At 66.5% G+C, this 25858-nt stretch carries 23 protein-coding genes; 16 read left to right on the top strand and 7 right to left on the bottom strand.

Annotated elements, in window-relative coordinates; all coding sequences use genetic code 11:
- Positions 1-23: 23 nt before the first annotated feature.
- From DNK59_RS30765 to DNK59_RS30745, 5 genes are read left to right on the top strand one after another with little or no spacing between them, the layout of a single operon-like run.
- Positions 24-827 (top strand): outer membrane lipoprotein-sorting protein, encoded by an 804-nt coding sequence (locus DNK59_RS30765; RefSeq protein ID WP_092313916.1) that lies wholly within the window; start codon positions 24-26, stop codon positions 825-827.
- Positions 824-2059 carry a hypothetical protein gene (locus DNK59_RS30760; RefSeq protein WP_110725755.1) on the top strand — a complete coding sequence of 412 codons (1236 nt, stop codon included), beginning with the start codon at positions 824-826 and terminating at the stop codon, positions 2057-2059. Before DNK59_RS30765 ends, DNK59_RS30760 begins: the two co-directional genes overlap by 4 nt.
- Positions 2060-2113: 54 nt before the next feature.
- Positions 2114-3280, top strand: coding sequence for a hypothetical protein (locus DNK59_RS30755; protein WP_110725754.1), 1167 nt, complete (start codon positions 2114-2116; stop codon positions 3278-3280).
- Positions 3281-3316: 36 nt separating this feature from the next.
- On the top strand, positions 3317-4471 hold the full coding sequence (locus DNK59_RS30750; RefSeq protein ID WP_110725753.1) for a bis-aminopropyl spermidine synthase family protein: 1155 nt from the start codon (positions 3317-3319) through the stop codon (positions 4469-4471).
- The gene (locus DNK59_RS30745) at positions 4461-5222 is read left to right on the top strand and encodes a PIG-L deacetylase family protein (protein WP_158288771.1); all 762 of its coding nucleotides are present in this window, start codon (positions 4461-4463) and stop codon (positions 5220-5222) included. The genes DNK59_RS30750 and DNK59_RS30745 overlap by 11 nt, the downstream gene beginning before the upstream one ends.
- On the opposite strand, the gene DNK59_RS30740 is transcribed toward DNK59_RS30745, so the two are convergent.
- The 4 genes from DNK59_RS30740 to DNK59_RS30725 are packed head-to-tail and all read right to left on the bottom strand — an operon-like array spanning position 5162 to position 9735.
- Positions 5162-6034, bottom strand: a complete 873-nt coding sequence (locus DNK59_RS30740) for a glycosyltransferase family 2 protein (protein WP_016965808.1) — start codon at positions 6032-6034, stop codon at positions 5162-5164. The two genes, DNK59_RS30745 and DNK59_RS30740, sit on opposite strands and share 61 nt — an antisense overlap.
- Entirely contained in the window at positions 6034-7413 is a 1380-nt protein-coding gene (locus tag DNK59_RS30735; RefSeq protein WP_110725751.1) for an MATE family efflux transporter, read from the bottom strand. Before DNK59_RS30735 ends, DNK59_RS30740 begins: the two co-directional genes overlap by 1 nt.
- Before the next feature lie 28 nt (positions 7414-7441).
- Positions 7442-8530 carry a Gfo/Idh/MocA family protein gene (locus DNK59_RS30730; protein WP_110725750.1) on the bottom strand — a complete coding sequence of 363 codons (1089 nt, stop codon included), beginning with the start codon at positions 8528-8530 and terminating at the stop codon, positions 7442-7444.
- Positions 8527-9735: a DegT/DnrJ/EryC1/StrS aminotransferase family protein gene (locus tag DNK59_RS30725; RefSeq protein WP_110725749.1), complete on the bottom strand. Its 1209-nt coding sequence runs from the start codon at positions 9733-9735 to the stop codon at positions 8527-8529. The genes DNK59_RS30730 and DNK59_RS30725 overlap by 4 nt, the downstream gene beginning before the upstream one ends.
- A gap of 617 nt (positions 9736-10352) precedes the next feature.
- Here DNK59_RS30725 and DNK59_RS30720 point away from each other — a divergent pair.
- From DNK59_RS30720 to DNK59_RS30670, 11 genes are all read left to right on the top strand, one after another.
- Positions 10353-11639 carry an alkaline phosphatase family protein gene (locus DNK59_RS30720; protein WP_110725748.1) on the top strand — a complete coding sequence of 429 codons (1287 nt, stop codon included), beginning with the start codon at positions 10353-10355 and terminating at the stop codon, positions 11637-11639.
- Positions 11633-12592, top strand: a complete 960-nt coding sequence (locus DNK59_RS30715; protein ID WP_158288770.1) for a transglutaminase domain-containing protein — start codon at positions 11633-11635, stop codon at positions 12590-12592. Before DNK59_RS30720 ends, DNK59_RS30715 begins: the two co-directional genes overlap by 7 nt.
- Positions 12593-12615: 23 nt before the next feature.
- The gene (locus DNK59_RS30710; RefSeq protein ID WP_110725746.1) at positions 12616-13359 is read left to right on the top strand and encodes an SDR family NAD(P)-dependent oxidoreductase; all 744 of its coding nucleotides are present in this window, start codon (positions 12616-12618) and stop codon (positions 13357-13359) included.
- The gene (locus DNK59_RS30705; protein WP_092313938.1) at positions 13359-14291 is read left to right on the top strand and encodes an ROK family protein; all 933 of its coding nucleotides are present in this window, start codon (positions 13359-13361) and stop codon (positions 14289-14291) included. The genes DNK59_RS30710 and DNK59_RS30705 overlap by 1 nt, the downstream gene beginning before the upstream one ends.
- Before the next feature lie 54 nt (positions 14292-14345).
- Positions 14346-15071: a YitT family protein gene (locus DNK59_RS30700; protein ID WP_110725745.1), complete on the top strand. Its 726-nt coding sequence runs from the start codon at positions 14346-14348 to the stop codon at positions 15069-15071.
- Between the two features lie 238 nt (positions 15072-15309).
- A complete protein-coding gene (locus tag DNK59_RS30695) occupies positions 15310-16371 on the top strand; it encodes a glycosyltransferase family 2 protein (protein ID WP_092313942.1) in 1062 nt (353 codons plus the stop codon).
- Positions 16372-16424: 53 nt separating this feature from the next.
- On the top strand, positions 16425-17438 hold the full coding sequence (locus DNK59_RS30690; RefSeq protein ID WP_110725744.1) for a hypothetical protein: 1014 nt from the start codon (positions 16425-16427) through the stop codon (positions 17436-17438).
- Positions 17435-18166, top strand: a complete 732-nt coding sequence (locus DNK59_RS30685) for a hypothetical protein (protein ID WP_110725743.1) — start codon at positions 17435-17437, stop codon at positions 18164-18166. Before DNK59_RS30690 ends, DNK59_RS30685 begins: the two co-directional genes overlap by 4 nt.
- A complete protein-coding gene (locus tag DNK59_RS30680; protein WP_110725742.1) occupies positions 18163-19254 on the top strand; it encodes a hypothetical protein in 1092 nt (363 codons plus the stop codon). Before DNK59_RS30685 ends, DNK59_RS30680 begins: the two co-directional genes overlap by 4 nt.
- A gap of 52 nt (positions 19255-19306) precedes the next feature.
- Positions 19307-19930, top strand: coding sequence for a phosphatase PAP2 family protein (locus DNK59_RS30675; RefSeq protein WP_110725771.1), 624 nt, complete (start codon positions 19307-19309; stop codon positions 19928-19930).
- Entirely contained in the window at positions 19917-20882 is a 966-nt protein-coding gene (locus tag DNK59_RS30670; protein WP_110725741.1) for a fatty acid desaturase family protein, read from the top strand. The genes DNK59_RS30675 and DNK59_RS30670 overlap by 14 nt, the downstream gene beginning before the upstream one ends.
- On the opposite strand, the gene DNK59_RS30665 is transcribed toward DNK59_RS30670, so the two are convergent.
- The 3 genes from DNK59_RS30665 to DNK59_RS30655 all read right to left on the bottom strand — a co-directional run bounded on the left by DNK59_RS30665 (position 20852) and on the right by DNK59_RS30655 (position 25832).
- Complete coding sequence (locus DNK59_RS30665; RefSeq protein ID WP_110725740.1) at positions 20852-22474, bottom strand: EAL domain-containing protein; 1623 nt, start codon at positions 22472-22474, stop codon at positions 20852-20854. The genes DNK59_RS30670 and DNK59_RS30665 overlap by 31 nt on opposite strands.
- A gap of 173 nt (positions 22475-22647) precedes the next feature.
- Entirely contained in the window at positions 22648-24387 is a 1740-nt protein-coding gene (locus DNK59_RS30660; protein WP_110725739.1) for a dipeptidase, read from the bottom strand.
- Between the two features lie 200 nt (positions 24388-24587).
- Complete coding sequence (locus DNK59_RS30655) at positions 24588-25832, bottom strand: saccharopine dehydrogenase family protein (protein WP_092313957.1); 1245 nt, start codon at positions 25830-25832, stop codon at positions 24588-24590.
- Positions 25833-25858: the final 26 nt, after the last annotated feature.

Below are 25858 nucleotides of genomic sequence, written 5' to 3'. Positions count from 1 at the left end.
CTCATTCAGACAAGGACTCGACCATGAACCACAAAGCCGCATTCAGCGCCTGCCTGTCACTGTGCGCCCTGTTGCACCAGGCACCGACCCTGGCCAGCCCGGAACAGGAACTGGGGCAGCAATACGCCCATCGCTGGCGCGACAGCGACCTGGGCTACCAGGACACCAGCGCGCGCATCCGCCTGACCCTGGTGGAGAAGGAGGGCGCCCGTACCGATCGCTTCATGCGCATGAACAGTTTCGAAACCGCCAGCACGGCGGTGGGGGACAAGGTGCTGCTGACCTTCGAGGCCCCGGAGAACATCAAGAATTCCCGGGTGCTGATCCACTCCAAGATCAAGGAGGGCGATCAGGTCTGGCTGTACCTGCCGGCCCTCAAGCGGGTCAAGCGGGTGGCGGCGGCCGACCGTTCCGGCTCGTTTTCCGGCAGCGAGTTCTCCTATGAGGACATCGGCTCGATGGAGGTCGGCAACTACGACTACCAGTGGCTGCGCGACGAGCCCTGCGGCGATGCCCAGTGCGCGGTGGTCAAGCAGGTGCCGCTGTACCCGTACTCGGGCTATTCGTCGATCTGGGTCTGGTACAACAAGGCCGACTACCGGCAGATGAAGACCGAGTACTACGACCGCAAGGGCAGCAAGTTCAAGACCCTGACCCTGGATGGCTACCAGCTGTTCCTGGGACGCTACTGGCGCGCCCTGAACATGACCATGGTCAACCACATCACCGGACGCCAGACCCTGCTGGTCAGCTCCGACGTGCAGTTTCGCACCGGCATCGGCGAGGACGCCTTCGAACCGGCCCGGCTCGGAAACCTGACGCAATGATCACCCGCTGTCCCGGGCTTGCGGCCCTGGCGCTGGGGCTGTGGGGCGCTGTCGGGCAGGCCCAGGCGCAAGCTCGGTCGCCGGCCCAGCCCGAGCCCCAGGCGGCGGAGCAGGAACTGTCGGCGAAGATCGCCCTCAAGCGCTATTTCTTCACCTCGTCGCCCGCCGACGGGGTCGACGACGACCTGCCCGGCACCGCGCAACTGGGCCTGGATTATCAGTACCTGCAGAGCTGGGACAGCCTGCGCCTGCGGCTGGTGGTCAACCCGCGCTACCTCGAAAGCGCCAAGAGGGATCCGCGCCCGGACTTCTACTGGGATGAACTGTTCGTGCTGCTGGAGCAGGACAGCCGCGAGCTCAAGGTGGGCCGGATCAAGGAACACTGGGGCGTCATGGAAACCCGCCAGTTGGTGGACGTGATCAACACCTATGACAACCTCGACGGCCTGCAACCGGAGGAGAAACTCTCGCAGAAGGCCCTCAAGCTGGGCAGCAGCCTGGGCCCCGGGCACCTGAGCCTGTACCTGCTGGACGGTTTCGAGCCGGTGCAGTTCTACCGCGAGCCGGCGCGCTTTGCCGCTTACCGGGTGCAGTCGCAGGCCGAGTACCTCCACGGCGCCGATCGGGATGGGCTGGATGTGGCGGCGCGCTATTTCGTTTCGGTGTCCGATCTGGACATCGGCCTGAGCTACTTCAAGGGCACCAACCGGGCGCCGGCGTTCCGCACCGCAGGCGACAGCCTGGTGGCCCAGTACACCGAGGTCACGCAGTGGGGGCTGGACGCGATCTGGGTCCGCGAACAGTGGCTGTACAAGCTCGAAGCCCTGGATCAGCGGGTTTCGGACAGCGCCTACAACTCGCGCAAGCTGTCCGTCGGCCTGGAATACGCCATCACCCGGGCCTGGCGTGACGCCGACCTGAGCCTGATCGGCGAGTACCACCGCGACCAGGATCAGCGCCTGGCCCCGGTGAGCATCTTCGACCGCAAGTTCCTGCTCGGTGCGCGCCTGGAACTCAACGATGCGCACCTGTCCTCGCTGTTCCTGGGCTACACCGCGCAGGCCTCGGACCTGGGCAACAACATGCTCAGCGCGTCCCTCGACCTGGGGCTCAGCGATGCCCTGCGGGCCGGAGTCTCCGCAGTGCTGGTCAGCAGCTCCCGCAGCGATGCGGTGTGGGATGCGCTGGCCAGCGACTCCCACCTGGCCCTGGAACTGTCCTATTCATTCTGATCGCGCCGGTCACCACCGGGGCGATCCCATGCTCTCGCTATAAGGGGTAACGCCATGGAAACGCTGCTACAGATCATCGGCTTCGGGCCCGCCGCCCTGGGCCTGTTCATTGCCGCGGACCGCAATGGACGCTTGCAGGCATTGCTCGACGGCGGGGTGCAGGTGCATGAGCGCAGTGCATCCTTCAGCCAGTGGCAGTGCCTGGCCTACGCCATCGAGGCCAATTCGCCGATCGCCGACTTTCTGCGCGGCATCCGCAGCGATGGGGTGTTCGCCCAGTGCCTGGGCCAGCCCCAGGTGCAGCGCTGGCTGCAGAACCCGGAGCAGGTGGTGTCGCTGCTCGAAGTCTCGGCGTTCCTGCGCCAGCTGGCCCAGGTGATCCTCGATCTGTGCCGGGACCAGCCCAAGGCGGCGATTCATTTTGCCCACCCGGTGGCCAGTGTCCGCAGCAGCGCCAGTGGCTTCAGCGTCCAGGGCGACTGGGGCAGCAGCCACAGCCGTTACCTGGTGCTGGCCTGTGGCGCCCGGGTGCGCGAGCTGCTGCCGCAAGAGGGCGCGGCGCCGGCGAGCCTGTGTTCCGACCGGGTGTTGCGCGGGCAGGCCGACCCGCTGCTGCTGCAGGCCCTGGAGCAGGGCCGACCACTGCTGGTGCTGGGGGGCAGCCATAGCGCGTTCTCCGTGGTCGGCTACCTGCTGCAACGTTTTGCCGGGCGCCTGCCAGCGGCGGCGATCCAGGTGCTGTGCCGCCAGCGTCCGGCACTGTGGGCGGCCTCGGCCAAGGTTGCGCCAGCCTTGCAGGCCCAGGACCTGATCGACGCGCAAAGCGGCGAGGTCAACCGTTTCTGTGGCCTGCGCGGCGCCGCCCGCGACACCCTGCTGCAGATCGAGGCGGGGACCTGGGCCTGCGTCGAGTTGCATATCGGCAACGCCGATCCGCGACCCTGGCTCAGCCGCGGCGCGCTGCTGATCAATGCCACCGGCTACCGCCCGAGAGTGCCCGGGCTGCTGAATGCGGCGGGCGTCAGCCTGACCCTCGATGAGCGTGACGGCAATCTGTGCAAACACCCGCAAACCCACGAACTGATGGTCGGTGGTCAGGCGCTGCCCGGGCTGTTCGGCACCGGGCTGGGCTATGCCGACCGCCGTGGCGACACCCTGGAAGTCGGGGTCAATTTCTTTCACGGCCGTTGTGCCGGAAACATTCTGCATGCCGTGCTCTGACGGCATTTCACTTCAAGCAACGCCACAGGAGGCTGCATGCATACAGTGACTGCAACAGGTTCGGAACTTCAGGCGACGCTGGCGACACTGCCCGGCGCGAGCGGCGCGCAAGCGGCGGCGCTGGACGATCTGCTGGCCAAGCTCGGGCGCCCGCAACGCATCTACCAACTGCTCTCGTCGCGCCTGACGGTGCGCCAGGTGCTCTGGTGCCTGGCGCAACTGCTGGCCGATGGGCGCGTGGGCCAGGTGCTGGGCACGGACGCGCCGCGTTTCGTCTGGCAAGGCGTGCCGGACACGCCGGCGCCCGGGCATGGGCTGCACCTGGTCAGCGATGACTGCCTGCAACTGAACCCGCATTTTCGCGAGATCCTCGCCGACCTCGTCAGCGACAAGCAGAACCGCTACAGCCAATCCATCGAGACATACGAAACCCTGGTGCGGCGCTACAAGATCATGCAGAGCCTGGGCGACCTGAACCATGAGGCGCTGTTGCTGCTGGGGGACGACGCGTTGTTCTCGCTGTTTCTCGCGGTCCACGGCTACCGCCGGCAGATCGTCGTGGCGGACATCGATCCGCAACTGCTGGCGACCATCGCCCGGGTCGCGGCGCAACAGGGCTTCGACAATATCGAAGTGGTCCACTACGACGTCTTTGAGCCGTTGCCGCCCAGCCTGCGTGGCCGCTTCGACTGCTTCGCGGTCAATGGCTTCAAGGACCTGGGGGGCCTGCTGATGTTCGTCGGCCGCGCCCTGCAAGCACTCAAGGCACCGGCGGCGATGGCCAGCGGTTACCTGAATTTCGGCAGCCACGAGGTGCCTTCGGCGGCCCGGGTCCAGGAGGAGGCTGAGCTGTATCAGACGCTGTTGCGCTTTGGCATGTACCTGGACTACTGCGTGCCCTGTCCGGAAACCCATGTCGGTCCGGACTTCGAAGAGGCCTTCAGCGCCAGCGCCCGGCGCCTGGCCCAAGTGCCACCGGCCATGCGCCTGGCAGCTTGCGAGGTCGAGCTGCAGGGGCTGTACCGGGCGTTCGAGCAACTGTCCTGGGTGCAGATGGCCAACTTCCCCGATATCCAGCTCTCGCCGCTGAAAATGGGCCGTTGCCGGGTGGTGGAACGCAACGACCGGGAGATCTCGCGCTTCCTGCGCCTGGGGCAGCTGTATGCCGGCGGTGCCGTCAATGCTCGCTGAGGCGCCGCGCGGCCGGGTGGTGGTGCTGTCACCACACCCGGACGACGCCGTCTGGTCGCTGGGCAGTGGCCTGGCGCCCTGGGCCGGGGGACGGCAGATCGTGCTGCTGAGCCTGTTCGCCGGCGACGCCGGTCCGGCCATCGCTCGGGCCCATGCCAGCGAACAGCGCTGGCGCTGTTTTGCCAGCCCCGGGCAGCGGCGCCAGGAGGATCAGCGCGCCGCGGCGCTCCTCGGTTGCGCCTGTTCCAGCCTGGGGGCGCAGGACGCGGCCTTGCGCCTGGATGGCCATGGCGAGTTCCTGCATGCCAGCCCGCAGTCGCTGTTTCTCACGCCCGACCCGGCGGCCTGGCCGGAGCCCGACCCGGGGCTGCTGCAGCGCCTGCGCGGCTGCCTGCGGCCGCAGGATGTGCTGTGCGCGCCCCTGGCCATCGGCGCCCATGTCGATCATTGCCTGACCCATCGTCTGGCCCGTGCCCTGGACCACCGGCTGTTCTTCTACAGCGATTTTCCCTACGTCGAACAGTGCTCCCCAGAGCATGAACTGGAGCACATGCAGGCCCTGGGCCTGCGCCTGCGGCCCCGGGACATTGCCTGCTCCTGGTCACGCTGGCGCGAGGCCGCGTTGTGCTACCGCTCCCAGGTGCTGATGCTGTTTGGCAGCCAGGGGCGCTTTCTCGATGCGCTCAAGCGTCACTCCCGGGCGCAGGGGGAGAGGGCGTTCTGCCGGATCTGGTCGACACGGGCGATGTAGCGCTGCAGCGAGCCGGTGGGCGACAGCAACTGGTCCAGGGCCAGGGCCTCGGCGATGGGCGCCTGGGCCTGGAACAGCTCCAGGTTGTGCCGGTGATCCTGCCAGCGCTGCGGGTTGTGGTGGGACATGTGATAGCCGCAGGCGGCGGGGGCCAGGCTGAGCCGGACCCCGGCCCGCCACAGGCGGTAGCCCAGGTCCAGGTCTTCCATGCCCCAGCGTCGGCCATAGGAGGCATCGAAACCGCCAACCTGCTGCCAGGCGCTGCGGGACACCGAGATATTGGCTCCGGCGCTGCCCAGCCACGGCCACTGGCTGGCCCGAGGATGTTCCGCGGCCTGCTCCAGGGGATTGGCGACCAGGCGCGCGCCGTCGGCGCTCCAGCGCCCGGCCAGCAGATCCTCCGGCAGGATCGGCGGGCAGCCGGGGCAGCCCAGGGCCGGATCGCTCAGGGTGCTGAGGGCGATCAGCTCCCGCAGCCGGCCGTGGACCAGGCCGGCCTGGGCGCGCTGGGCCTGTAGATGAGCCTCGAAGAAGCCGTCCCGGACCAGGATGTCGTCGTCGAGAAACAGCAGCACCTCGCCCTGGGCCAGGCTTGCCCCGAGGTTGCGCGCCGCCGCGCGCCCCAGGCCCGGCGAGTGGAGTATGCGCACATCGCTCAAGGCGGCGAGCTGGGCCATGACCGCCGGTTGCGCGGCGTCGGCGACGATCAGGGTTTCGAATTGGCAACGCTGCTGCTGGCGGCGCAGGCTGGCCAGGGTCAAGCGCAGGCGCTCGGCCTTGGCGTGCACCGGGATGATCACCGAAAGCTGCATCAGACCCCCTCATCCGGCAGGGCGGCGGCCGCAGGGGCCTCGCTGCCGCGGCGGTTGAGCTGGTAGTGGCGCTGGGTCATCAGCGCCGCCGCCACCAGGTTGCCGATCAGCATGGCTTCCACCAGACCGTTGAGGCCGCGTTGCCAGTGCAGGGTCAGCAGCCAGCCCAGGGGCACCATCAGCAGCAGGTAGGCAATGCCGTGGATCAGGGTCGGCGCCAGGGCATCCTCGCGTCCGCGCAGGGCATTGGACATGACGCCCTGCCAAGCGTCGAAGGGCATGGCCAGGGCCAGTAGCAGCATGCTCGACAGCGCCGCCGCCAGCAGTTGCGCGTCATGGCTGTACTGCGCCAGCAGCGGCCCGGGCAGGGCGGCCAGGAGCAGGGCGCAGAGGGTGCTCAGCGTCACCCCCAGCCACAGGCCGGCCTGGGTCGAGCGGCGGATGTCCGGCAGGTCGCGGTTGCCGTGGGCCATGCCGACCAGGATCGAGGTGGCAAAGCCCACGCCCATGGGAATCATGAACAGGATCGAACGGATGTTGACCAGCACCGCGCAGGCGGCGGCGATCAGCGGCGAGGCCACCCCGGCCATGACCGCGATCAGCATGAAGGCGCCGGCCTCGATGCCGAAGCTCAAGCCGCCGCCGTAGCCGATGCGCCGTTGCATCTGCCATTGCGACCAGCCCCAGGCGAAGCGCCGGTTGATGCCGAAGTCGGCCCGGTCGGCCATGAAGCGGTGCACATAGAGCACGATCGCCAGCGCCATCAGCAGCCTGACCAGGGTGGTGCACCAGGCCGAGCCCAGGGCGCCCATTTCCGGCAGGCCGAAGGCGCCGTAGACCATGGCGTAGCACAGCACCCCGTTGATCAGGTTGCCGCCCAGGATCACCAGGGTGGCGGGCATGGGGCGGGAGATGCCTTCGAGGAAGAACGAATAGGCGATGTAGATCAGGATCGCCGGCAACCCCAGGGCCACCACCCCCATCAGTTGCGCGATGGCCGCGGCCAGGTCCGCCTGGACCCCGAAGCGGCTCAGCAGGGGCAGGCTGGCGACGCTGGCCAGGGCACACAGCAGGCCCAGGCCCAGGGCCTGGACCACGCCGCGCTGGGCGGCCAGGCCGGCGGCGCGCGGGTCTTGCTGGCCGATGGCGATCGAGCCCATGACCAGGATCCCCAGCAGCAGCCCGGCGGCGATCAGCATGTAGGTGTCGGCGATGGCGTGGGTGATGGAGATCGCCGCCAGCGACTCGGTGGCGTAGCGCCCGACCATCATGGTGTCCACCAGCGACAGCAGGAGGAAGCCGATACGCGATACCACGATCGGGCCGGAGAGTCGGGAGAGTTGCAGCAACTTGTCTTTGAAAAGGCTTGAATCGGCCATGGGATGGGCTCCTGGCTGCGGCGCGCGGTCATTGAACCGAAGGTGCGGCGCCGGATGACGATAAGTGGGGGTACAGGGCGGACATGGCCGAGGCCAGCGAGCGCAGCTTGCGGTATTCACCTTCGCGGGCCTGGGGGCTGCTGCCCAGGGTGGCCAGGTGCTGGCGCAGAAAGGCCCGGTAGGGGGCGACGTTGTCCTCGGCGGCAAAGGCCAGCGGGGTTGTCCGGCCGTCCACCGTCAGGGTCAGGCTGGGTTGCGCCACCCGGTTCTGGCTGAAGCCGAAGGTGGTGTGCAGCTGCAGTTCCCCGGCGCTGCCGTACAGGGTAATCCGGGTCGCGTCCCGTTCCTGGTGCGAGGCCCAGGCCGTGCTCATGCGGATCAGCGGGCCGCCCTCGACCTTGAGGCAACTGAAGGACTGGGATTCGACCTCGATGCGGGCCTCGGCGGCCGCGGCCTGGTCGGCGCGCCAGCTGGCCTGGTGCTCTCCGGCGTCGCCTGGCGCGGCCACGTGGTGGTACAGCGCGGCCTCGACCAAGGGGTAGTCCAGCACCTGCAGCGCCACCTCCAGCAGATGCCAGCCCAGGTCGGCGCCGGAGCCGGCCAGGGCCTGGCCGGCCTGGGTGAACCAGGAGCCGGGGCGTGGTATGCCGCGCTGGCGCCGCCAGCTGATATCCAGGCAATGCAGGGTGCCGATCGCGCCGCCGGCCACCGCCGCGACCAGGGCGCGGACGTCGCTGCGATGCGAGGCCGCAGCGCTGACCAGCAGCTCGGTGGCACTGGCCCGGCTGCGCTGGATCAGGCATTCGGCCTCGGCCAGGGACAGGCAGGCGGGTTTTTCCAGGATCACGTGCAGGCCCTGGTCCATGGCCCGCAAGGCCTGGTGCACGTGATGCACGTTGGGTGAACAGATCAGCGCCAGGTTGCAGCCGCGCAAGGCCTGGTCGCTCATGCAGCGGTGCCAGCGCGGCGCCGGCGCCAGGTCCGGGAAGGCCCCGGCGGCGTCGGCCTGGGGGTCGATCACCGAGACGATCTGCGCCTGCTGTTGCACCAGCAGCGGCGCCCAGACCTGGCGCACCACCCAACCGGCTCCGACCAGGGCGACACGGGGCTCGATCATTGCGCGCCGACCAGATGCTGGTGGACCTTGGCGATGGCCGCGGCAATGTCCAGGGTGTCCTGCTCGGTGCCGAGCAGGGCCCGGTGGTGGATCCAGATACCGCGCTGGGCCATGCGCTCGCTCACCGGGCAGGCGGCGATGCACTGCTCCAGGTTCTGCCGCGTTGGCGCCGGTGCCTGCCAGTAGCTCGGTATGCGGTACAGCGCCTGGTAGGCGCGAAAGGCCGGAATACCCTCGGCCACCAGGCAGTCCACCACCTGGTTGCGGTCCAGCTGTGGCTGTCCCGGGAGGTCGTCGAGGGTGAACAGGAACATGTAGTAGGGGTGGGTGTGGGCATCCGCGGTACGCACCTGCGGCGTCACCAGCCCCTGGCGCACCAGGGTTTCGCCGAGCAGGTGGGCGTTGTGCTGGCGTACCCGGGTCTGCTGTTCCAGGCGCCCGAGCTGGGCACTGAGCACGGCGGCGCTGAACTCGCTCAAGCGGGCATTGGTGCCGACCACGGTGTGCTGGTAGCTGCGATCCCCCAGGGGCCGCCCGACGTTGCCGTAGAGGAAGACCTTTTCCCGCAGTTCTTCGTTGGGGCACAGCACCAGGCCGCCTTCGCCGGCGGTCATCAGCTTGAAGTTCTGAAAGCTGAAGCAGGCCAGGGAGCCGTATTCACCGATCCCGGTATCGCCCAGGCCGCGTGCGCCGTGGGCGTGGGCGGCGTCCTGGATTATCACCAGGCGGTGCTGGTCGGCGATGCGCGCCAGGCTGTGCATGTCGCACAGATGGCCGGCCATGTGCACGGCAATGATTGCCCGGGTACGCGGACCGATGTTGGCCAGCACCGCGGCCGGGTCGATGCACAGGGTATCGGCCAGCACATCCACGGCGATCGCCGTGGCGCCGATGCGCTGGCAGGCCATGGAGGTGGAGATGAAGGTGAAGGCCGGCACTATCACCTCGTCGCCGGGGCCGATACCGGCCGCTTGCAGGGCGATTTCCAGGGCCACCGTGCCGTTGCTCACGGCAAAGGCCGAATGGCCCCCATGCAATTGGGCAAAGGCCTGCTCGAAGTCGAGGTTCTCGCGGCCCTGCATGCGCCACCACTGGCCCTGATGCAGGCTGCGCAGCAGGGCGTTTTCTTCCTCGACGCCAAACTGCGGCCAGTCGGGATAAGGCGTTTGTCGTACCGGGGTGCCGCCATGAATAGCCAGGGTCATAGGTCCATTCCCTTGGAAAGGTTGAGCAAGCGACAGGCAAACAGCATCCGACCGAGATATCCGCGGGAAATCTCAGGGGGGTGGTGAAGTGTTGTGCCTTAAGTTTTATCCGTTTGTCGGACTGGCTTGCGTTATTACTTTTTTAGTTTCGATTGAAGGCTGTTGGTGAATCAATTTCAGCCAGGTGTCGAAGATATCACGGACTTCAAAACTCAATGCAAGGTTATTTTTAGCAATGCTTTGTAATATTATGAAATAAACTCGAAGTTGCAGTTATCGTGCGGGAATTAATTCCTGTGTTAAAAAATCGCAAACAACTTGAAGGGGCGAAAAGTCCCGATTTCTATGGGGTTCCCCTGTTTATTCAGCTGGCTCTGGCCTGACTTTCCAAGTATTGCTGACGTCAAGGAAGTGGCGTTTTGTATATAAGAGATTCTCTGTGGCGACTCTTTTAATTAAAAGAGTTGTTTGTGAGCGGCTGCCGTTTATTTGTTTTTTATATGTGTTGATGTTCGCCTTGTTGCAAGGTGATTGTCATTGTGTGGTCATGTTTAAGTGTTGGTTCGGCGCTCGTTAAGTGTGTCGCAATCAAGGACGATAAAGGGCGAACCGCTATTATGAAAACGCTGATTGTCATTGCCGAAGGAATGGACCCGCAGGTCTTGGAGTCCGAAGTTGCCAAAGGACGGCTGCCCTGGTTTTCGCAACGCCTGGGAGCCAAGGCGTACCGGCATCTGGACTGTGGTCCGGTGCCTTATGAACCGAGCAACCTGGCCACCGCGTTCTCGGGGGTCAACCCCGGTCGGCACGGCTGTTTTTCCTACTGGAGTGCCCACAGTTCGGGAGAGATCCCGCGGATTCTGGAAACCACCGATGTCATGGCGTCCCGGCTCTGGGAATGGCCGGAAATGGCCGACCAGCGTTTCGCCGTGGTCAACGTGCAACTGACCCATCCGCCGCGGCCGCTCAACGGCACGCTGATCACCTACCCGATGCAGAATTCGATGAACACCAGCCACCCGCGCAGCCTGTTGCGCGACCTGAACGCTCAGGGGGTGCGCTATGCCCACGATGTTTCGCTGTTCTACACCGGCCAGCCCTTCGAGGAATTCGCCGCCCAGGCCATGCGCATCGCCGAGCACCAGCTCGACAGCGCCATGGCCCTGGGGGCGGAGGCGGACGTGATGATCGTCAACCTGACCCTGGCCGATCGCCTGTCGCATTTCATGTGGTACGAAATGCTCGACCCCGAACCGGCCCGGCGCCCGCAGATTCTGCAGGCCTATGACTTCATCGATCGCGCCTGTGCCCGCCTGCAGTCCCTGGCGCCGGAGTCGATGCTGGTGTTTTCCGAGATGGGCTTCGGCGAACTGCAGGGCTTCTTTTCCATCAACCAGCAGCTGCAGGCCGCCGGCCTGCAGGTGCTCGACCCGCAGGGCCAGGTCGACCTGCAGCGCAGCGTGGCCCTGGAGACGGTGCAGGGCTCCCACGGGGTGATGCTGTGCCGCGACCTGTGCAATGAAGGGCGGGCCAGTGATGCCGAGCGCCAGGCGGTGATGCAGTGCCTGGAGGCGATGCGTTTTGCCGATGGCCAGCCGGTGCTGGCTGCCGTGCGGCCGCGGGAGGCGGTCTACCAGGGCCCCTATACCCACCTCGCGCCGAGCCTGATCGTGACCCCGGCAGATGCCCGGCGCCCGCCCCTGGGCGACCCGCGCTGGGCCAGCCATGTGCGCCGCACCGCCCAGTCGGGATGGCACCGCGAGGGCGGCTTCGTGCTGCTGGACGGGGCCTGGATCGACGCCGCGCCGGGGCCGTTGCAGTTGCAGCAGATCGCCCCGACCATCGCCGGATTGAGCGGCTGCCAGGCCTCGGCCCAGTGCGAAATGCCGGGTTTCGCATGCTGAATCCGGCCCTGCAGCGGCTGTCCCTGGCCGAGGGCATTGTGCACAACCTGGCCAAGGTCGATGACCGGCATCGGCGCTTCAGCGTGACTGCGGCGCAGGCCGGGCTGTATGGCTTCGCCGCTGACGAGTTACCGGCGCTGGAGGCCATCGGCCTGGCCGCGCGGCAGCAGGGCGAGGAGCGCTGCTTCGATCCCGACGATCTGTACAACCTATCGCTGCATCTGCGCCTGCCGTCGTTGCACAAGCTGGCCATGCGCGGCTGGGCCGCGGCGTTTCGTCATTCCGAGCGCGATCGGCGGGTGGAACTGGTCTACACCCTCGACGAGAAAACCCCGCCCCGGGGACCGATCCAGGTGCTGATCGGCGATCAGCGCCAGTGTTCCCTGGAGGCTGCCGCGGGCGGTGACTTCTATCGCCAATGCCTAGTCATACCCGGCCGAAGACTGCTCCTGCCGAGCCCCTTTCGGGAGTTGGTCGAAGAGGTCTGCGCCGACATGCAGTTCTACATGCTGCATGACGGCATACGTTGGGACCTCGACTTCATGCGCCGGCACCGGTTGGCCGAATGCGGTGGATTTTCGAAATTGTTGGTCGAACAGGCACAGGCTCGTGGCCTGGCGGCCAGGCAGGTGTTCGGCCTGTTGCTCAGTTCTCCCTATGCCACCGGCCATTACTGGGCCGAGCTGCAGATCTGTGGCGAGTGGGTAGCCGTGGACCCCCTGATGATCCGCCTGTTGTCCGAACAGGCGGGGCTTTGCCGTGACCTGTGGCCGCTGCACCGGTCGCCGCTGGGCGCCCTGTTGCGGCTGTCCGTGGTCGATGCCTATGACCAGGACGGAGCGCCATGCCTGGGCTGTTTCGATGACAAGTATTTTCGCCAGCTTCCCGTGGCGACGGCAGGAACCACGCAGTACCGGGTGTCTTACAGGGTAGCGGTTCAGCTGCCCGCCTAAATCGATCGCAGATAGGGAAAATCATGCTGAAACTGAATGGACGAGTGTGCCTGGTCACAGGGGCCTCCGGTGTGCTGGGCGCCGCGATATGTGAAGCGTTGGTCGCCGAAGGCGCTTGGGTCTACGGGGTCTACCAGCACAACATCGAGCGTATGCAAGCCCTGGTCGCCAGTACCGAGGAGCTGCCCGGCACACTGCTTCCGGTCGCCTGCGACCTGACATCCGCGCCAGATACCACGCGCCTGCTGGCCACCCTGGCCGAGGATTCGCGACCGGTCTACGCCCTGGTCTGTTGCGCCGCCAGGATGCTGCGCAAGTCCGCCTTGCTCAGCCAGCAACATGAGGGCGAGCAGCTGTTCGACCTCAATGTGCAAGCCACGATACGCCTGGTGCGCCAGCTGGTGCGGCCGATGATCGGCCAGCGCGAGGGGCGGGTGGTGCTCCTGGGCTCGCTGGCCGGTGAAAGCGGCATGCCGGGGCAGAGCCTGTACGCCGCGTCCAAGGCGGCCCTGCATGGCTATGCCCGCTCCCTGGCGTTCGAGGTCGGCGAGATGGGCATCACCGTCAATGTGGTGGCCCCCGGCGCCATCGCCGCGGCGTCGAGCCACTACAGCGCCGAGGACCAGCAGCAGGTCTGCCAGCGCATCGGCCTGCGGCGCCTGGGGCGTCCCGAGGAAGTGGCGGCGGTGGTCGGCTTTCTGCTTTCGCCCCAGGCGTCCTATGTCAACGGCGCGGTGATCGCGGTCGATGGCGGGGGGCGTTTCTGATGCATTGCGCCAGTGTCGATCTGGGTGGCAGCAAGATGGCCATCCATTGCAGTGTCGGCGGCCGCGTGGTGCAGCGTGAGCGCATCGAGATTGCGGCCGGTTGCAATCCACAGAGCATCATCGAGCAGGCGGTGGTCCTGCTGTATCAGCAGATCGCCCTGTACGGCCCGATCAATTGCCTGGTGATTGCCAGCGCCCCAACCCTCAACGCCGACGGCACCATCATCCGCTGGCCCAACCGGCCGGACTGGGAAGGCCTGGCCATCGGCCCGGCGCTGCGCATCGAAGGGGTCGAGCGGGTGATCTGGTGCGATGACGGCACCGCCGCGACCTTTGGCGACGCCACGGTGATGCGCGCCTCCAACCTGGTGCATTTTTCCCTGGGCACCGGGGTCGGTGGCGGCGTGGTCTATCAGGGGCGCATGTTGCCCAATCGGGAGCTGGGGCACCTGCTGGTCTGGCCCGGCGGCGCTCCCTGCTCCTGTGGCCGGGCGGGCTGTCTGCAGGCCTATGCCTCGTTCCGCTCGCTGGACAAGTTCGTCGCGTCGATGGGCTTTTCCGATGAGGCCACGCTCAATCACTGGCGCTTGCGGGCGGTACAGGCCCTGGCCCTGGCTACGGCCAATCTGGTGGAGCTGTTCCGGGTCGAGGTGATCTGCCTGGGCGGCGGCATGCTCGGGCGCTTTCCGGAGATTCCCCAGCAAGTGGGCATGCTGCTGCGCGAGCCGGGCTACCTGAAGCCGTCACTGACACCGCCGCTGGTCATGCATTCGCCCCAGGGCACCGAAGCCACGGTGATGGGCGGCCTGTATCTGGCCCAGGCCAGCCATGAGGTGCAGAACGAGATCTGCGAGGGCGGCCTCGACAATTCCAGAGTCACCATCCGCCATGTCAGCAGCGGCATGAGTTTCATCTCCATGGGGGCCAAGTGAGCGCGCCATGGCAGACCTGCACGGACGTATCAATCATTAGAAGAGGGAAGCGCTATGACCCAGGAACAACACGTCGGGCCCAAGGGCATCAAACAGGCACTGGCGGCCTCCGTTCGCGCCTGGCGTTCGCCGGACCGGCTGGCGATGTACTTGATAGGGGTGATGATCTTTTCCCTGGGGGCGCTGTTTTTCATCGTCAGCCAGTTGGGCACCGATCCGCTGGATGTGTTTGTGATTGCCCTGAACAACCAGCTGCAGGTCGGGCTGGGAGCCTGTTCGGCGCTGTTCTCGGTGGGCCTGCTGCTGTGGTGGGCGTTGTGGAACCGCCAGTGGCCGCCGCTGAGTCCGTTCATTACCACCACCCTGACCGGCCTGTTCATCGACCTTTGGCTGTGGCTTGAGCTTGACCGGGCGCTGGCGGCGATCATGGGCCCCTATGTGCTGCTGAGCATCGGCCTGGCCCTGTGTGCCTATGCCTCGGCGCTGATCATCATGAGCGGCATCGGCATCCGGGTCATCGATCTGCTGGTGATCAGCATGATGAACAAGCTCGGCTGGTCCTTCACCCTGGCCAAGATGGTGCTGGAGATCAGCATCTTCCTCGTCGGCTGGGCCCTGGGTGGACCTTTCGGCATCGGCACCATTGCCTTTCTCCTGATCATTGCGCCGATGATCAAGCCGTTCATGAACATGAACGAGCGCTACTTGCACATGGGCAACTATGGGCTCAAGCGGCGCAAGGCCGAATTTGCCCCGCCCGTGTCGTTCTCGGGCAAGTAGGCCCGGCAGGCTCAAGGGGCGACCGGCCCTGGCGGCGCAGGTGGCTGCTGCGCCCGATGCTGTCTGCGCTGTCTGTGCAAGGGAAGGGACCGGGTCCCGTGGCTGCGTCGGCCTGCGCCGCACGCAGCCGGTGTTTGAATAATCCCGGGAATAATGCTGTGATTGCGCCCCCGCCCCTGGGGCGACCGCGCTTTTACAGAGACACGACGAAATGGATAGCCAAGAGACGACAACCGGGATGTCGCCGTTGCCTCCCGGCAGCCAGGGGCGCGAGCGCCTGGAGGCGATCGCCGCCAGCTCCGCCCTGGTGCTGGAAACCAACAACCTGCGCGGCGGCAAGGATGCGCTGGAGGCCCTGCACAGCCTTGAGCGGCTGATCGCCCGGCTGGCCCTGCAGAGCCTGGCGCCCCAGTCCTTTGCCCAGTGGATCATCACCCACGATGGCCTCGACCTGGCGGCGCGCCAGGCCTTGTGCGCCCTGGCGGGTCGGCCCGTGGATTTTGTCGAGATCGATGGCGGCACCGGCTACTACGACGCCAAGAATGTCGGCTTTGACGCGGTCGATCGGCAGCGCTGCCAGTACGTGGTGTTTGCCGACGCCGACTGCATTCCCTGCGCCGTCTGGCTGGAACAGTTGCTTGCCCCCCTGGCCGGGCCCGATGCGCCGCTGGCGGTGGCCGGGCGCACCAGCTATGCGCCCAGCGTCGCCGGCAGCGCCCTGACCGCCATCGACTTCATGTACTTCCCCAGCCCCTTGCGCCAGGGCGCCACGCGTAACTTCTATGCCAACAACGTGGCGTTTCGTTGCGACACCTTCGAGCACTACCGCTACGAGCCGCTGGATGGGGTGTACCGGGCCCATTGCCAGGTCATGGGCCTGCGCCTGCAAGCGGCCGGGGTGGCGGTGCTCTATGCCCCCGCGGCGCACACCGAGCATCGTCTGCCCGACAGCCAGGGCGAAGTGCTCAAGCTGCGCTGGCTCCGTGGCGGCGACAGTGTCGACCTGACCCCTTATCTGGTTCGCGCCTACTTGCCGGGCTGGCTGCAATGGCTTGCTCGCAGCGGGCCGCTCGGCCCCTTGTGCGTGATGCTCGGACGCCTGGGCTACAGCCTGCGGGCCCTCAATCATCAGGACCTGCCGCCCGTGCGTGGGTTGCGGCGCCTGGGGGCGATGGCCATGGTCACGGCCATTTCCCTGCTCGATACCGCCGGTGCCGTGGTCCGTGGTTGCGGACTGCAGATCGGCCGCGCCAGTGCCCGCCACAGTGAAGCACTGTCCTACCACCGCCACCTGGATTGATCCGCGGCGCGCCGCATCGTCGCACGCCGCCGGCGTGCCTAGAGGAAACTTTCATGCCCCAACCTTCACTGGCTTCATTCGGCCGCTCCCTGCTATGCCTGGCGGTGCTGGCCCTGGCGGCCCAGGCCCAGGCCGCGCCCAGCGAGTTCGCCGGTCGCGGGGTGTATCACTTCGCCTCGGACAGTGGCTGTGCCACGTCCGTCTCCAGCGACATCGAGTGCAACCGGGTGGCCCTGGACGTGGCCGACGCCCGCGCCAGCGTCGACCGGCAAGCCCGGGCCATCGTGATCGATGCCGCCGGCGACCATGACGACAAGACCGTGATCGGCGACATTCTGCTGCACGGCAGCGGCGTCGCCGGTGATGGCCAGCGCGTGCCCCTGAGCCTGCAGGTGCTGTTGCGCCGCTCCGGTCCGACCTGGAAGACCGACACCTACGTGCATGCACCGGTGCGCGGCGCGTTTCGCGACATTGCTCTGGATCCCTATCGCATCAGCGTCCGCGAAGGGGCGGGCGAGCGCCTGCTGCTGAGCGCCGAGCAGGCGCGCAAGGTACTGGCCCAGCCATCGCTCGCCGCGCGGCTGGCCAGCTATCTGGTGGTGGTGCGCCCCAGTGACCCGCAGCACCCGGCGGCCGACGACATCACCATTGGCCTGGGGCTTGGCCGGGTGTCCAAGTCGCTGATGCGCGCCAGCTTCAACGCCAGGCAGGCGGACACCCAGGCCCTGCAGCAGGTGCTGGAACAGGGCACCTGGAACCTCGACCTGCGGGCCCTCAGCGGGCAGATTCCGCAATGGGTGGTGCAGCGCCAGCTGTTCGTGTTCGGCCTGGAGGACAGCCCGTTGCTCCAGGAGGTGCGCCGCCGCGGCCTGAGCAAGCACGACAACCTGCAACTGGGCGCGGTCAACGGCCGCGGCTACCTGCGCTACAACGGCCAGGAGCAAGCCTTTCCCGGTGCCGCTGCCAGCGGTTCGGCCTTTATGCGCGACAGCTTCATCGGCCTGATTCTGGCCTGGCACCACAGCCAGCAGGCCAGCATCGCCGCCACGGCGCAGCCCGGGCAATGAGCGCGGAGCAAGGGAGGGTGGATACGGCCGATTTCAGCTGCCTGAACCCGCCCCGGGCGCGGGGCCTGGGGGCGCTGCGGGCGCGCCTGGTAGATCGCATCAAGCGCGCCGCGCTGCGGCGTCTGCACCTGAGCAGCAGGGGTGAGCGCCTGTTGTTGCGCATGTACCTGGCCGGCGAAGACGCCACCGAGCGCACGCTGCTGTACGAGTTGCTGCCGCAGTCGCCGCCTTGGCTCGAACGTCAGGTGCAGCAGCATCTGGCCGATGAGCAGCGCCATGTGAACCTGTTCGCCGAGGCCCTGCGGGCGCTGGGCGACGAAGGTTCGGTACGCCTGGAACCGGACTGGCTGAGTCGGCGCAAGATCCAGCGCTGGCAGCGCCTGGCCCATCGTTATGCCGGGTCTTTCGAGCAGGGCCTGCTGGTGCCGGCCTATGCCACCGGGCTCTGCGCCGAGCAGATGGCCGAGCGGGTGTTGCGTCGCCACTGCGCCGTGCTGGATCCCGGGCATCGCCTGTATCCGCTGTTGGCGCGGGTGCTGGCCGATGAGCAAGCCCATGTGCGGCTGTGCCAGAACACCTTGCGGCGCATCGTGGCGCCCGGGGAAGCGGGCCGGCTGGCGGCCTTGCTCAAGGAGATTCGCGCCGTGGATGCCAGCTTCGGCGTCAGCGGGGCCCTGGCCATGCTGGGCGCCGGCTGGGCGCTGGGTGGCGTGGGCCGACGCCGATGAGTACGCGGATTCTCTACCTGGCCACCGCCGACGCTCGCGGCCACCTGATGCGCGCGCAACTGCTGGTGCATGCCCTGCGTGCGGCCGGGGCCCGAGTCGAGGTGCTGACCACCTCGGTGCCGGGGCAGGCGTTTCTGCAGCGCTTTGGCATCCAGGCGCAAATCCTTTCGCTGCACTACGCGGTGCAGTTCGACCGCGAGCAGAACATGCAGCGCCAGGCCACCAACCGCAATGTCGCCCATTACCTGTTCCGTCCCGGCCGCATGCTGCGGGACATCTTGCAGCTGCGGCGCCGTTGGCGCGGCGTCGACCTGGTGATCAACGACTCCTTCCACCCGGCGTTGCTGTACATGGGCATGCTGCCGGGGTGGCGGCGCAAGGTGGTGCATGTCTATGGCGCCAGTCTCAAGCGGGCGCTGCTGAACAATTTCGAGGGCCTGTGGCCGCGGCAGTTCGGGCGCCTGTTCGGCTGGATCGTCAGCCGCCAGATCGATGCGGCGCGGGCGCGCATCGAACACGACTTCGCCCATGACGTCGATGATGCCCATGCCCCGGCGCTGTATCGCCTGCCGACGCCGGTGGCCCTGGCCGAAGCCCTGCCGGACGCGCTCGGGACGGACGCGGCGGTGTACCTCAATCCGCATTTTCGCCAGCCCTTGCTGGCCGACGCCCTGAGCGCCGGGCTGGAGGATGCCGGGCTGCGCGGGCATCGGGTGGGCGAGGGCTATGCCGGGCACGATGGCTGGCTTGGGGTCGACCCGCACTGGGCCAGTCGCGCGGCCCGGGCCCGGCTGATGGTGTCGGCCCCCGGCATGGCCGCCCTGGCCATTGCCCGGGTCTATCAGCGGCCGATCATCCTGGTCCTCAGCGACCAGCCCGAACAGACCAGCAATGCCGTGCGCGCAGCCCAGCTGCAGGTGCTGCACGAGGTGGTGACCTGGCGCGGCGACGCCGACGATTTTCGCCGCCAGGTGGCGCAGGCGGCGCGGCAGTTGAGCGCGGCGGCGCCGGCGCCCGACGTGGCCGCGGGCAACCAGCGTGCCCGGGCGCGGACCGATGCCTGGGTCAGCCGTTTGCTCGGCTTGTGAGGTGCTCGCCTTGAAGCGCCAGCGCTCCAGCGCAGCCGTCCAGCCAGTGGCCATGGCCAGCCCCGTGCGTCGCCTGATCTTGGCCGCCCACCCCGGGCAGGCCCTGGCGGCGGCGTTTGCCCTGCTGCTGGGGCTGGCGCTGTTCATCGGCCTGCAGCGCCTGGTCACGCCTCGCTACAACTGGGTCACGCCGCTGGACCAATGGATCCCGTTCGTGGCCGAGTCGTGGTTCCTGTATGTGCTGTTCTTTCCCTTTGTCCTGCTGGCGGCGGCCTACGCCAGCCCGGAGCGCTTTCGCGGGCTGGGCAACGCCACCGGCCTGGCTTTCGGCGTCGCGCTGCTGTGCTTCTGGCTGTTTCCGGAAGTGCTGCCCAGGCCGCAGCTCGACGCCCTGGACAATGCCTTCCTGCAACAGCGGCTGAGCCGCATGTGGCAACTTGACCGGGCCTGCAACGGCTTTCCCAGTCTGCATGTGGCAGTGACCTGCCTGGCCTGGTGGGCGCTCCGGGGCCGCCCCTACCCATGGCTGAGCGCCGCCGGCGGACTGCTGATCTGCCTGTCGACCCTGACCCTCAAGCAGCACACGCTGGTCGATGTGGCGGGCGGCGTGCTCCTGGCCCTGGTCTGTGCCCTGGTCACCCAACGACAAGGAAACCACCGCCGTGTCCCAGCCTGAACCTCGTGCCGGCGACAACCGCGCACTGCATGCCTTTGCCCCTGCCGCGGAGCTGTTCGTGGCCAAGCCCTGGATCAGTTGGCTGGCGCTGCTGGGCGACTGGACGCTGATCGGCGCCGGGTTCGCCGGCGCCGCGCTCTGGCCGCACCCGCTCACCTACCTGCTGGCCGCGTTGCTGATCGCCCGTAGCCAGCTGGCGCTGGCGGTGCTCATGCATGAGAGCGCCCATGGCCTGCTGCTGCGCGGGCAGCGAGCCAACGACCTGGTCGGCCAGTGGCTGGCGGCCGGGCCGTTGTTTCTTTCGCTGCGCACCTACCGCGCCGGGCACCTCAAGCATCACCTGCAACCGATGCAGCATGACGACCCGATAGTGGCGGTGTTCGGCCTGGGGGATTACCCCTTGCCCCGGGGCCGGCTGATCCTGCGGCTGCTGGCGGACCTGAGCGGGGTGGGTTATTGCATCAGTGCCTGGCGGTTCGCCCGGGGCGACTATCGGGCAATCATGCCCAAGGTCGACAAGTCGCCGCGCCAGGCGCTGGGAGAGGTGCTGTCGATGCTGGCCAGCAATGCCTTGCTGTTCGGCCTGCTGGCCTGGAGCGGCCACCCCTGGCTGTACCCGGGTTTGTGGCTGCTGCCGGCGATTACCCTGTTGCCCTTGCTGGGCCGGGTGCGGGCGATCATGGAGCATGCCGGCCTGCCGGCCCATGCCGACCAGAGCCAGAACGCCCGCAGCATCGTGCGGCCAAACTGGCAGACCTTCCTGTTCGGCCCCCACGCCATCCACTACCACATCGAGCATCACCTCTATGTGCGCGTGCCGTTCTACCATCTGCGTCGTTTGCATCGGCAACTGGCCGCGCGGCAGCTGCTGCCGACGGCCAACCTGTATCACGGTTACATCGGGGTGCTGCGGGACGTCAGCTACCCGCCGTTGAAACCCCCGGCCGGCTGAGCCTGCTCGCTGTCGTGCCGGGCAGCTGCGGTGTGCTGGTCGATGAACGCGCTCAGTTGCTCGATGCTCATGGGACGCGCGAACAGCCAGCCCTGGGCGTACTGCACGCCGTGCTGGCGCAGGATGTCGCACTGGGTCTGATTTTCGACGCCTTCGGCAATCATCTGCAGGCCCAGGGAGCGCGCCAGCTCGATGATGTGCAAGGTCACCAGGCGGGTCGGGGCGTCGGTGCCCAGTGTGTCGATGAACATCTTGTCGATCTTCAGGAAGTCCAGATCGTAGGTGGCCAGGTACGACAGGCTGGAGTGCCCGGTGCCGAAGTCATCGATCGCCACCTGGAAGCCGCTGGCCCTGACCGCCAGCAGCACGGCGCGCGACTTGTCGGGGTCGATCAGCCCGCGCTCGGTGATCTCCACCATCAGGCTGCGCGGCCCCATGCCAGCCTCGGCGGACAGCCTGCGCAAGCGCTGTTCGGCGTCCTGGGTCTTCAGGTCCTCGGTGGACAGGTTGATGGCGATGTGCAGGCGTTCATCGTCGCGCAGCAGTTGCGCCGCATCCCGTACCACGATCTCCATGACCCGGGCGGTGATGCGCTGGATCAGTCCGTTGGCCTCGGCCATGGGAATGAAGACCGAGGGGCTGATCAGCTTGCCATTCTGGTTGCGCCAGCGGGCCAGGGCTTCGGCGCCGACACAGCGGCCGCTGCGCAGGTCGATGATCGGCTGGTACTCGATGAAGAATTCGTCGCGTTCCAGGGCGGCTTGCAACTCGCCTTCCAGGGACAGCCGGCGGCGCGCCAGGTAAAGCACCAGGGCGGCCAGGGCCAGGCCCAGTACCAGGCCAATCGGGGTGATGACCAGGGCCAGGTGGCGCATCCTCTCGCTCATCGCCGATGTGGATTGGGCGGCCAGTGCCGCTGTTTCGCTATTGGACGCCGGCACGATCACCACGAAGTAGCCCTCGTCCTCGAATTCGAGCGCCTGGCCATTGCCGCTGTAGCGCTCCACCCATTGCGGCTTCACCACGCCGCGTTGGCCGATGATGCGGTGCAGGCGGGTCTGCAGGAAGGCGACCGACATCGAGGACTGCTGATTGAGCAGGTCCAGGGCGAAGTCGGGGTGAATGATGGCGGCGTAGTCACCCCGCGCCACCACGGCAAAGTCCTTGTCCGCCAGGCCGGGCAGTTGCACCTTGTTCCAGAAGCGCAGGCCGCTGGGGTCCGGCCCCGAAAAAGGCCCCAGCACCAGGGGCTCGGCCTGGGTGAGCAGGGTATTGCACAGCAGCGTGGAGCCGGCCATGGCCGCCATGCCGACAATGTAGCGATAGCTCAGCGCCAGGCTGCGCATCCGGTCGAGCTGCTGGCTGGAGCAGGTCACTGGTGAGGGTTGCTGGTCGAGCTGGCTGATGGCGTCATTGATCTGCCCACGTTCGATGCGGGCGCGTTCCAGAACGTCGTTGGCCACTTCGTGCAAGGAGGACATGACCGCTTCACGGCCCTGGCTCTGGGCCAGATAGAGCGACAGCGACAGGGGCGCGAGCAGCGCCAGCAGGCCAACGGTGCTGGCCAGTAGGACAATCCCCGGCTTGTTCATCGAGTTCTCCGCGCTCAGAAGCTGATCTTGCCTGTGCCGGGAGGGGGCTTGCCGAGGTTAGGGGAAACCGGCGGGGACAGGGCACAGGGCGCCGACCATCAGTATAGAAAGCGCGCTGCGCTTGAGCGGGGAAAAACCTCGGGCCCGCCAGGGTGGCGGGCCCGGGCTGTGCGTCAGAGCTTGGGCAACTGGCCGATGCGGCCCATCATTTCGGTGACGATCTGCAGGTCCAGCAGGAACTGCTCCTGGGTCTTGAACTCGTTGTCGGTGTGGCCGGTGTACTTGACCTCGGGCCGCGCCAGGCCGAACTGCACGCCGTTGGGCAGTTCATGCACCGAGGTAGCACCGGCGGAGGTGCCGAACTTGTGCGCCATGCCCAGGTTCTCGCTGGCCACCGCCAGCAGCGCCTTGACCCATTCACCCTCGGGGTTGCGGTACATCGGTTCGGCGATCTTGGTGTCGATGTTCACCGCCACGCCGGTCTTCTTGCTCCAGGCCGCCAGCTTGTCGGTGATTTCGCCCTTCAGCACCTCCGGGGTCTTGCCCTTGGGCACCCGCAGGTTGACCGCCAGCTTGAGGACTTGGTCATCCACGCTGACCAGGGTCGGCGAGGTGGTCAGCGGGCCCATGAAGTCGTCGGAAAAACCGATGCCCAGTTGCTTGCCCAGGTAGTCCAGGCCCCAGTTGTCGGCGGCATAGCGGGCGGCGTCGGTGAAGGCGTTGTGCTTGAAGGCGATCTTGCCGTCCTGGCTGTTGATCAAGTCCAGCATCCGCGCCACCGGGTTGACCCCGGACTCGGGCTCGGAGGAGTGGGCCGAGACACCGGTGACGGTCAACTCCACGTCCTTGCCCACGACCTTGGCCGCGACCTGGAAGTTGCCACCGTGCTGCTTGACGTACTCGGCGCCGGCTTTCTGCAGGCTGGCGGCGAGCTGCGCGGGCTGCTCGGTGATCAGGGTAGCCACCGAGGTCGAGGGGATCTGGTTGGTCGCCAGGCCGCCGGTGAGGTGGGTGATTTCTGCACCTTTACCCTCGGCGGCGCGCCGGGCAAAGGTCGCCATCACCGTGCCGTAGCCTTTCTCGGCGATCACCACCGGGTAGCCGCCGTCCAGCGCCAGGTTGTAGTTGGGCGTCGGGTTGTGCTCGAAGTAGTAGGGAATCGCGTCGCCGCTGGTTTCTTCGGTGGTGTCCACCAGCAGCTTGAAGTTCCTGGCCAGGGGCAGTTGCTCTTCCTTGATGATCTTCATCGCGTAGAGCGCGACGACGATGCCGTTCTTGTCATCCTCGGTGCCGCGGCCGTACATGCGGTCGCCGATCAGGGTGACCTTGAACGGGTCGAGGCGGGTGCCGTCTTCGAGCACCCAGTTTTCCGGGGTCACCGGCACCACGTCGGCGTGGGCGTGGATGCCGACCACTTCCTGGCCGGTACCTTCCAGGGAAATCTCGTAGACCCGGTTGTCGATGTTGCGAAAGTTCAGGTTGAAGGCCTTGGCCAGCTCCTTAATCTTCTCGGCGATCTTGAGAAACTCGGGGTTCTTGTACTGCGGCAGGCCGTCGACGTTGAAGGTGGGGATGGCCACCAGTTCGCGCAGGGTTTGCGTGGCGGCCTTGCCGTACTTGATCCGGGCGTAGATACCCAGCAGGCGATGGATTTCGTTCTGTTGTTCGGCGCTCAGGGATTTTTTGTCGAGAAAGGCGGCGATGGCCGGACCGAGGTTGGCGCTCTTGGCCGTTTCGCTCTTGGCCAGGGCACCGAGGAACTGGCGGAAGTCACCGGCCGGGGCGTCGCTGAAGGTCTTGAGGATGGCCGCGCTTTGCTGCGGGGTGATGTTGGCTTGGGCGCTGCTGGTGAACGCGGACAGGCTGGCGAGCATCAGGGTGGCCGCAGCCAGGTGCTTGAGAGAAAAATCCATTGCGTAGGGCATTCCTTGGCAGGGGGTAAGGATTATCTGAACGAATAGTCAGAAACCTTGCCAAGCTAACACTGCGAAGGAGTCGGGCGGGAGCCCCTGAAGTGGGATCTGTCGCACAGAAATGCAAAAGCGACGCACCAGCGAAAAACTCGTCCCGGGCAGGAGGCGCCTGTGTGGCGCCCCCTGTTGTGGCTAGTGCATCAAGCCTTGGCGTCCCATGGACGGTCGCCATGTTCATCCTTGATGCGGGTCGGCAGGCCCATCACGTCCAGCGCCTTGAGGAACGGCTCGGCGGCCAGCTCCTCGACGTTGACCATGCGCTGCACGTCCCACTCGCCACGGGCCACCAGCAGGGCGGCGGCCACGGGCGGCACGCCGGCGGTGTAGGAGATGCCCTGGCTGTCAGTCTCGGCGTAGGCTTCTTCGTGGTCGGCCACGTTGTAGATGAAGACTTCACGTGGCTGGCCATCCTTGGTGCCCTTGACCAGGTCACCGATGCAGGTCTTGCCGGTGTAGCCCGGGGCCAGGGAAGCCGGATCAGGCAGCACCGCCTTGACCACTTTCAGAGGCACCACTTCCAGGCCTTCGGCGGTCTTGACCGGTTGCTCGGAGAGCAGGCCGAGGTTGCGCAGCACGGTGAACACATTGATGTAGTGCTCGCCGAAGCTCATCCAGAAACGCACGTTGGGCACGTCGAGGTTCTTCGACAGCGAGTGCACTTCGTCGTGGCCGGTCAGGTACAGGTTCTGCGAGCCGACCACTGGCAGGTCGTCGGTGCGCTTGACTTCGAACATGGTGTTGCTGGTCCACTGGCTGTTCTGCCAGCTCCACACCTGTCCGGTGAATTCGCGGAAGTTGATTTCCGGGTCGAAATTGGTGGCGAAATATTTGCCATGGGAACCGGCATTGACGTCGAGAATGTCGATGGAATCAATGCGGTCGAAATGCTCTTGCTTGGCCAGGGCGGCATAGGCGTTGACCACGCCCGGATCGAAGCCCACGCCAAGAATGGCGGTGATCTTTTTCTCCTGGCATTCCTCGAGGTGTTTCCACTCGTAGTTGCCGTACCAGGGCGGCGTTTCGCAGATCTTGCCCGGCTCTTCGTGGATCGCGGTGTCCAGGTAGGCCACGCCGGTATCGATGCAGGCACGCAGCACCGACATGTTGAGGAAGGCCGAACCGACGTTGATGACGATCTGCGATTCGGTTTCGCGGATCAGCGTCTTGGTCGCTTCGATGTCCAGCGCATTCAGCGCGTAGGCCTTGATTTCAGCGGGCTGTTTGAGGCTGCCCTTGGCCTTGACGCTGTCGATGATGGCCTGGCATTTGGAGATGTTGCGCGACGCGATAGCAATACGACCGAGTTCGTCGTTGTGCTGCGCGCACTTGTGGGCCACCACCTTGGCGACACCTCCTGCACCAATGATAAGAACATTCTTCTTCAATTTATTTACTTCTCCTCGTGTCTGTC

This window comes from Pseudomonas sp. TKO26 (genome assembly GCF_003225665.1).
Lineage (GTDB): Bacteria > Pseudomonadota > Gammaproteobacteria > Pseudomonadales > Pseudomonadaceae > Aquipseudomonas > Aquipseudomonas saponiphila.
Note: the sequence above shows the minus strand (reverse complement) of the source record. Positions and strands in the feature narration are given on the sequence as shown.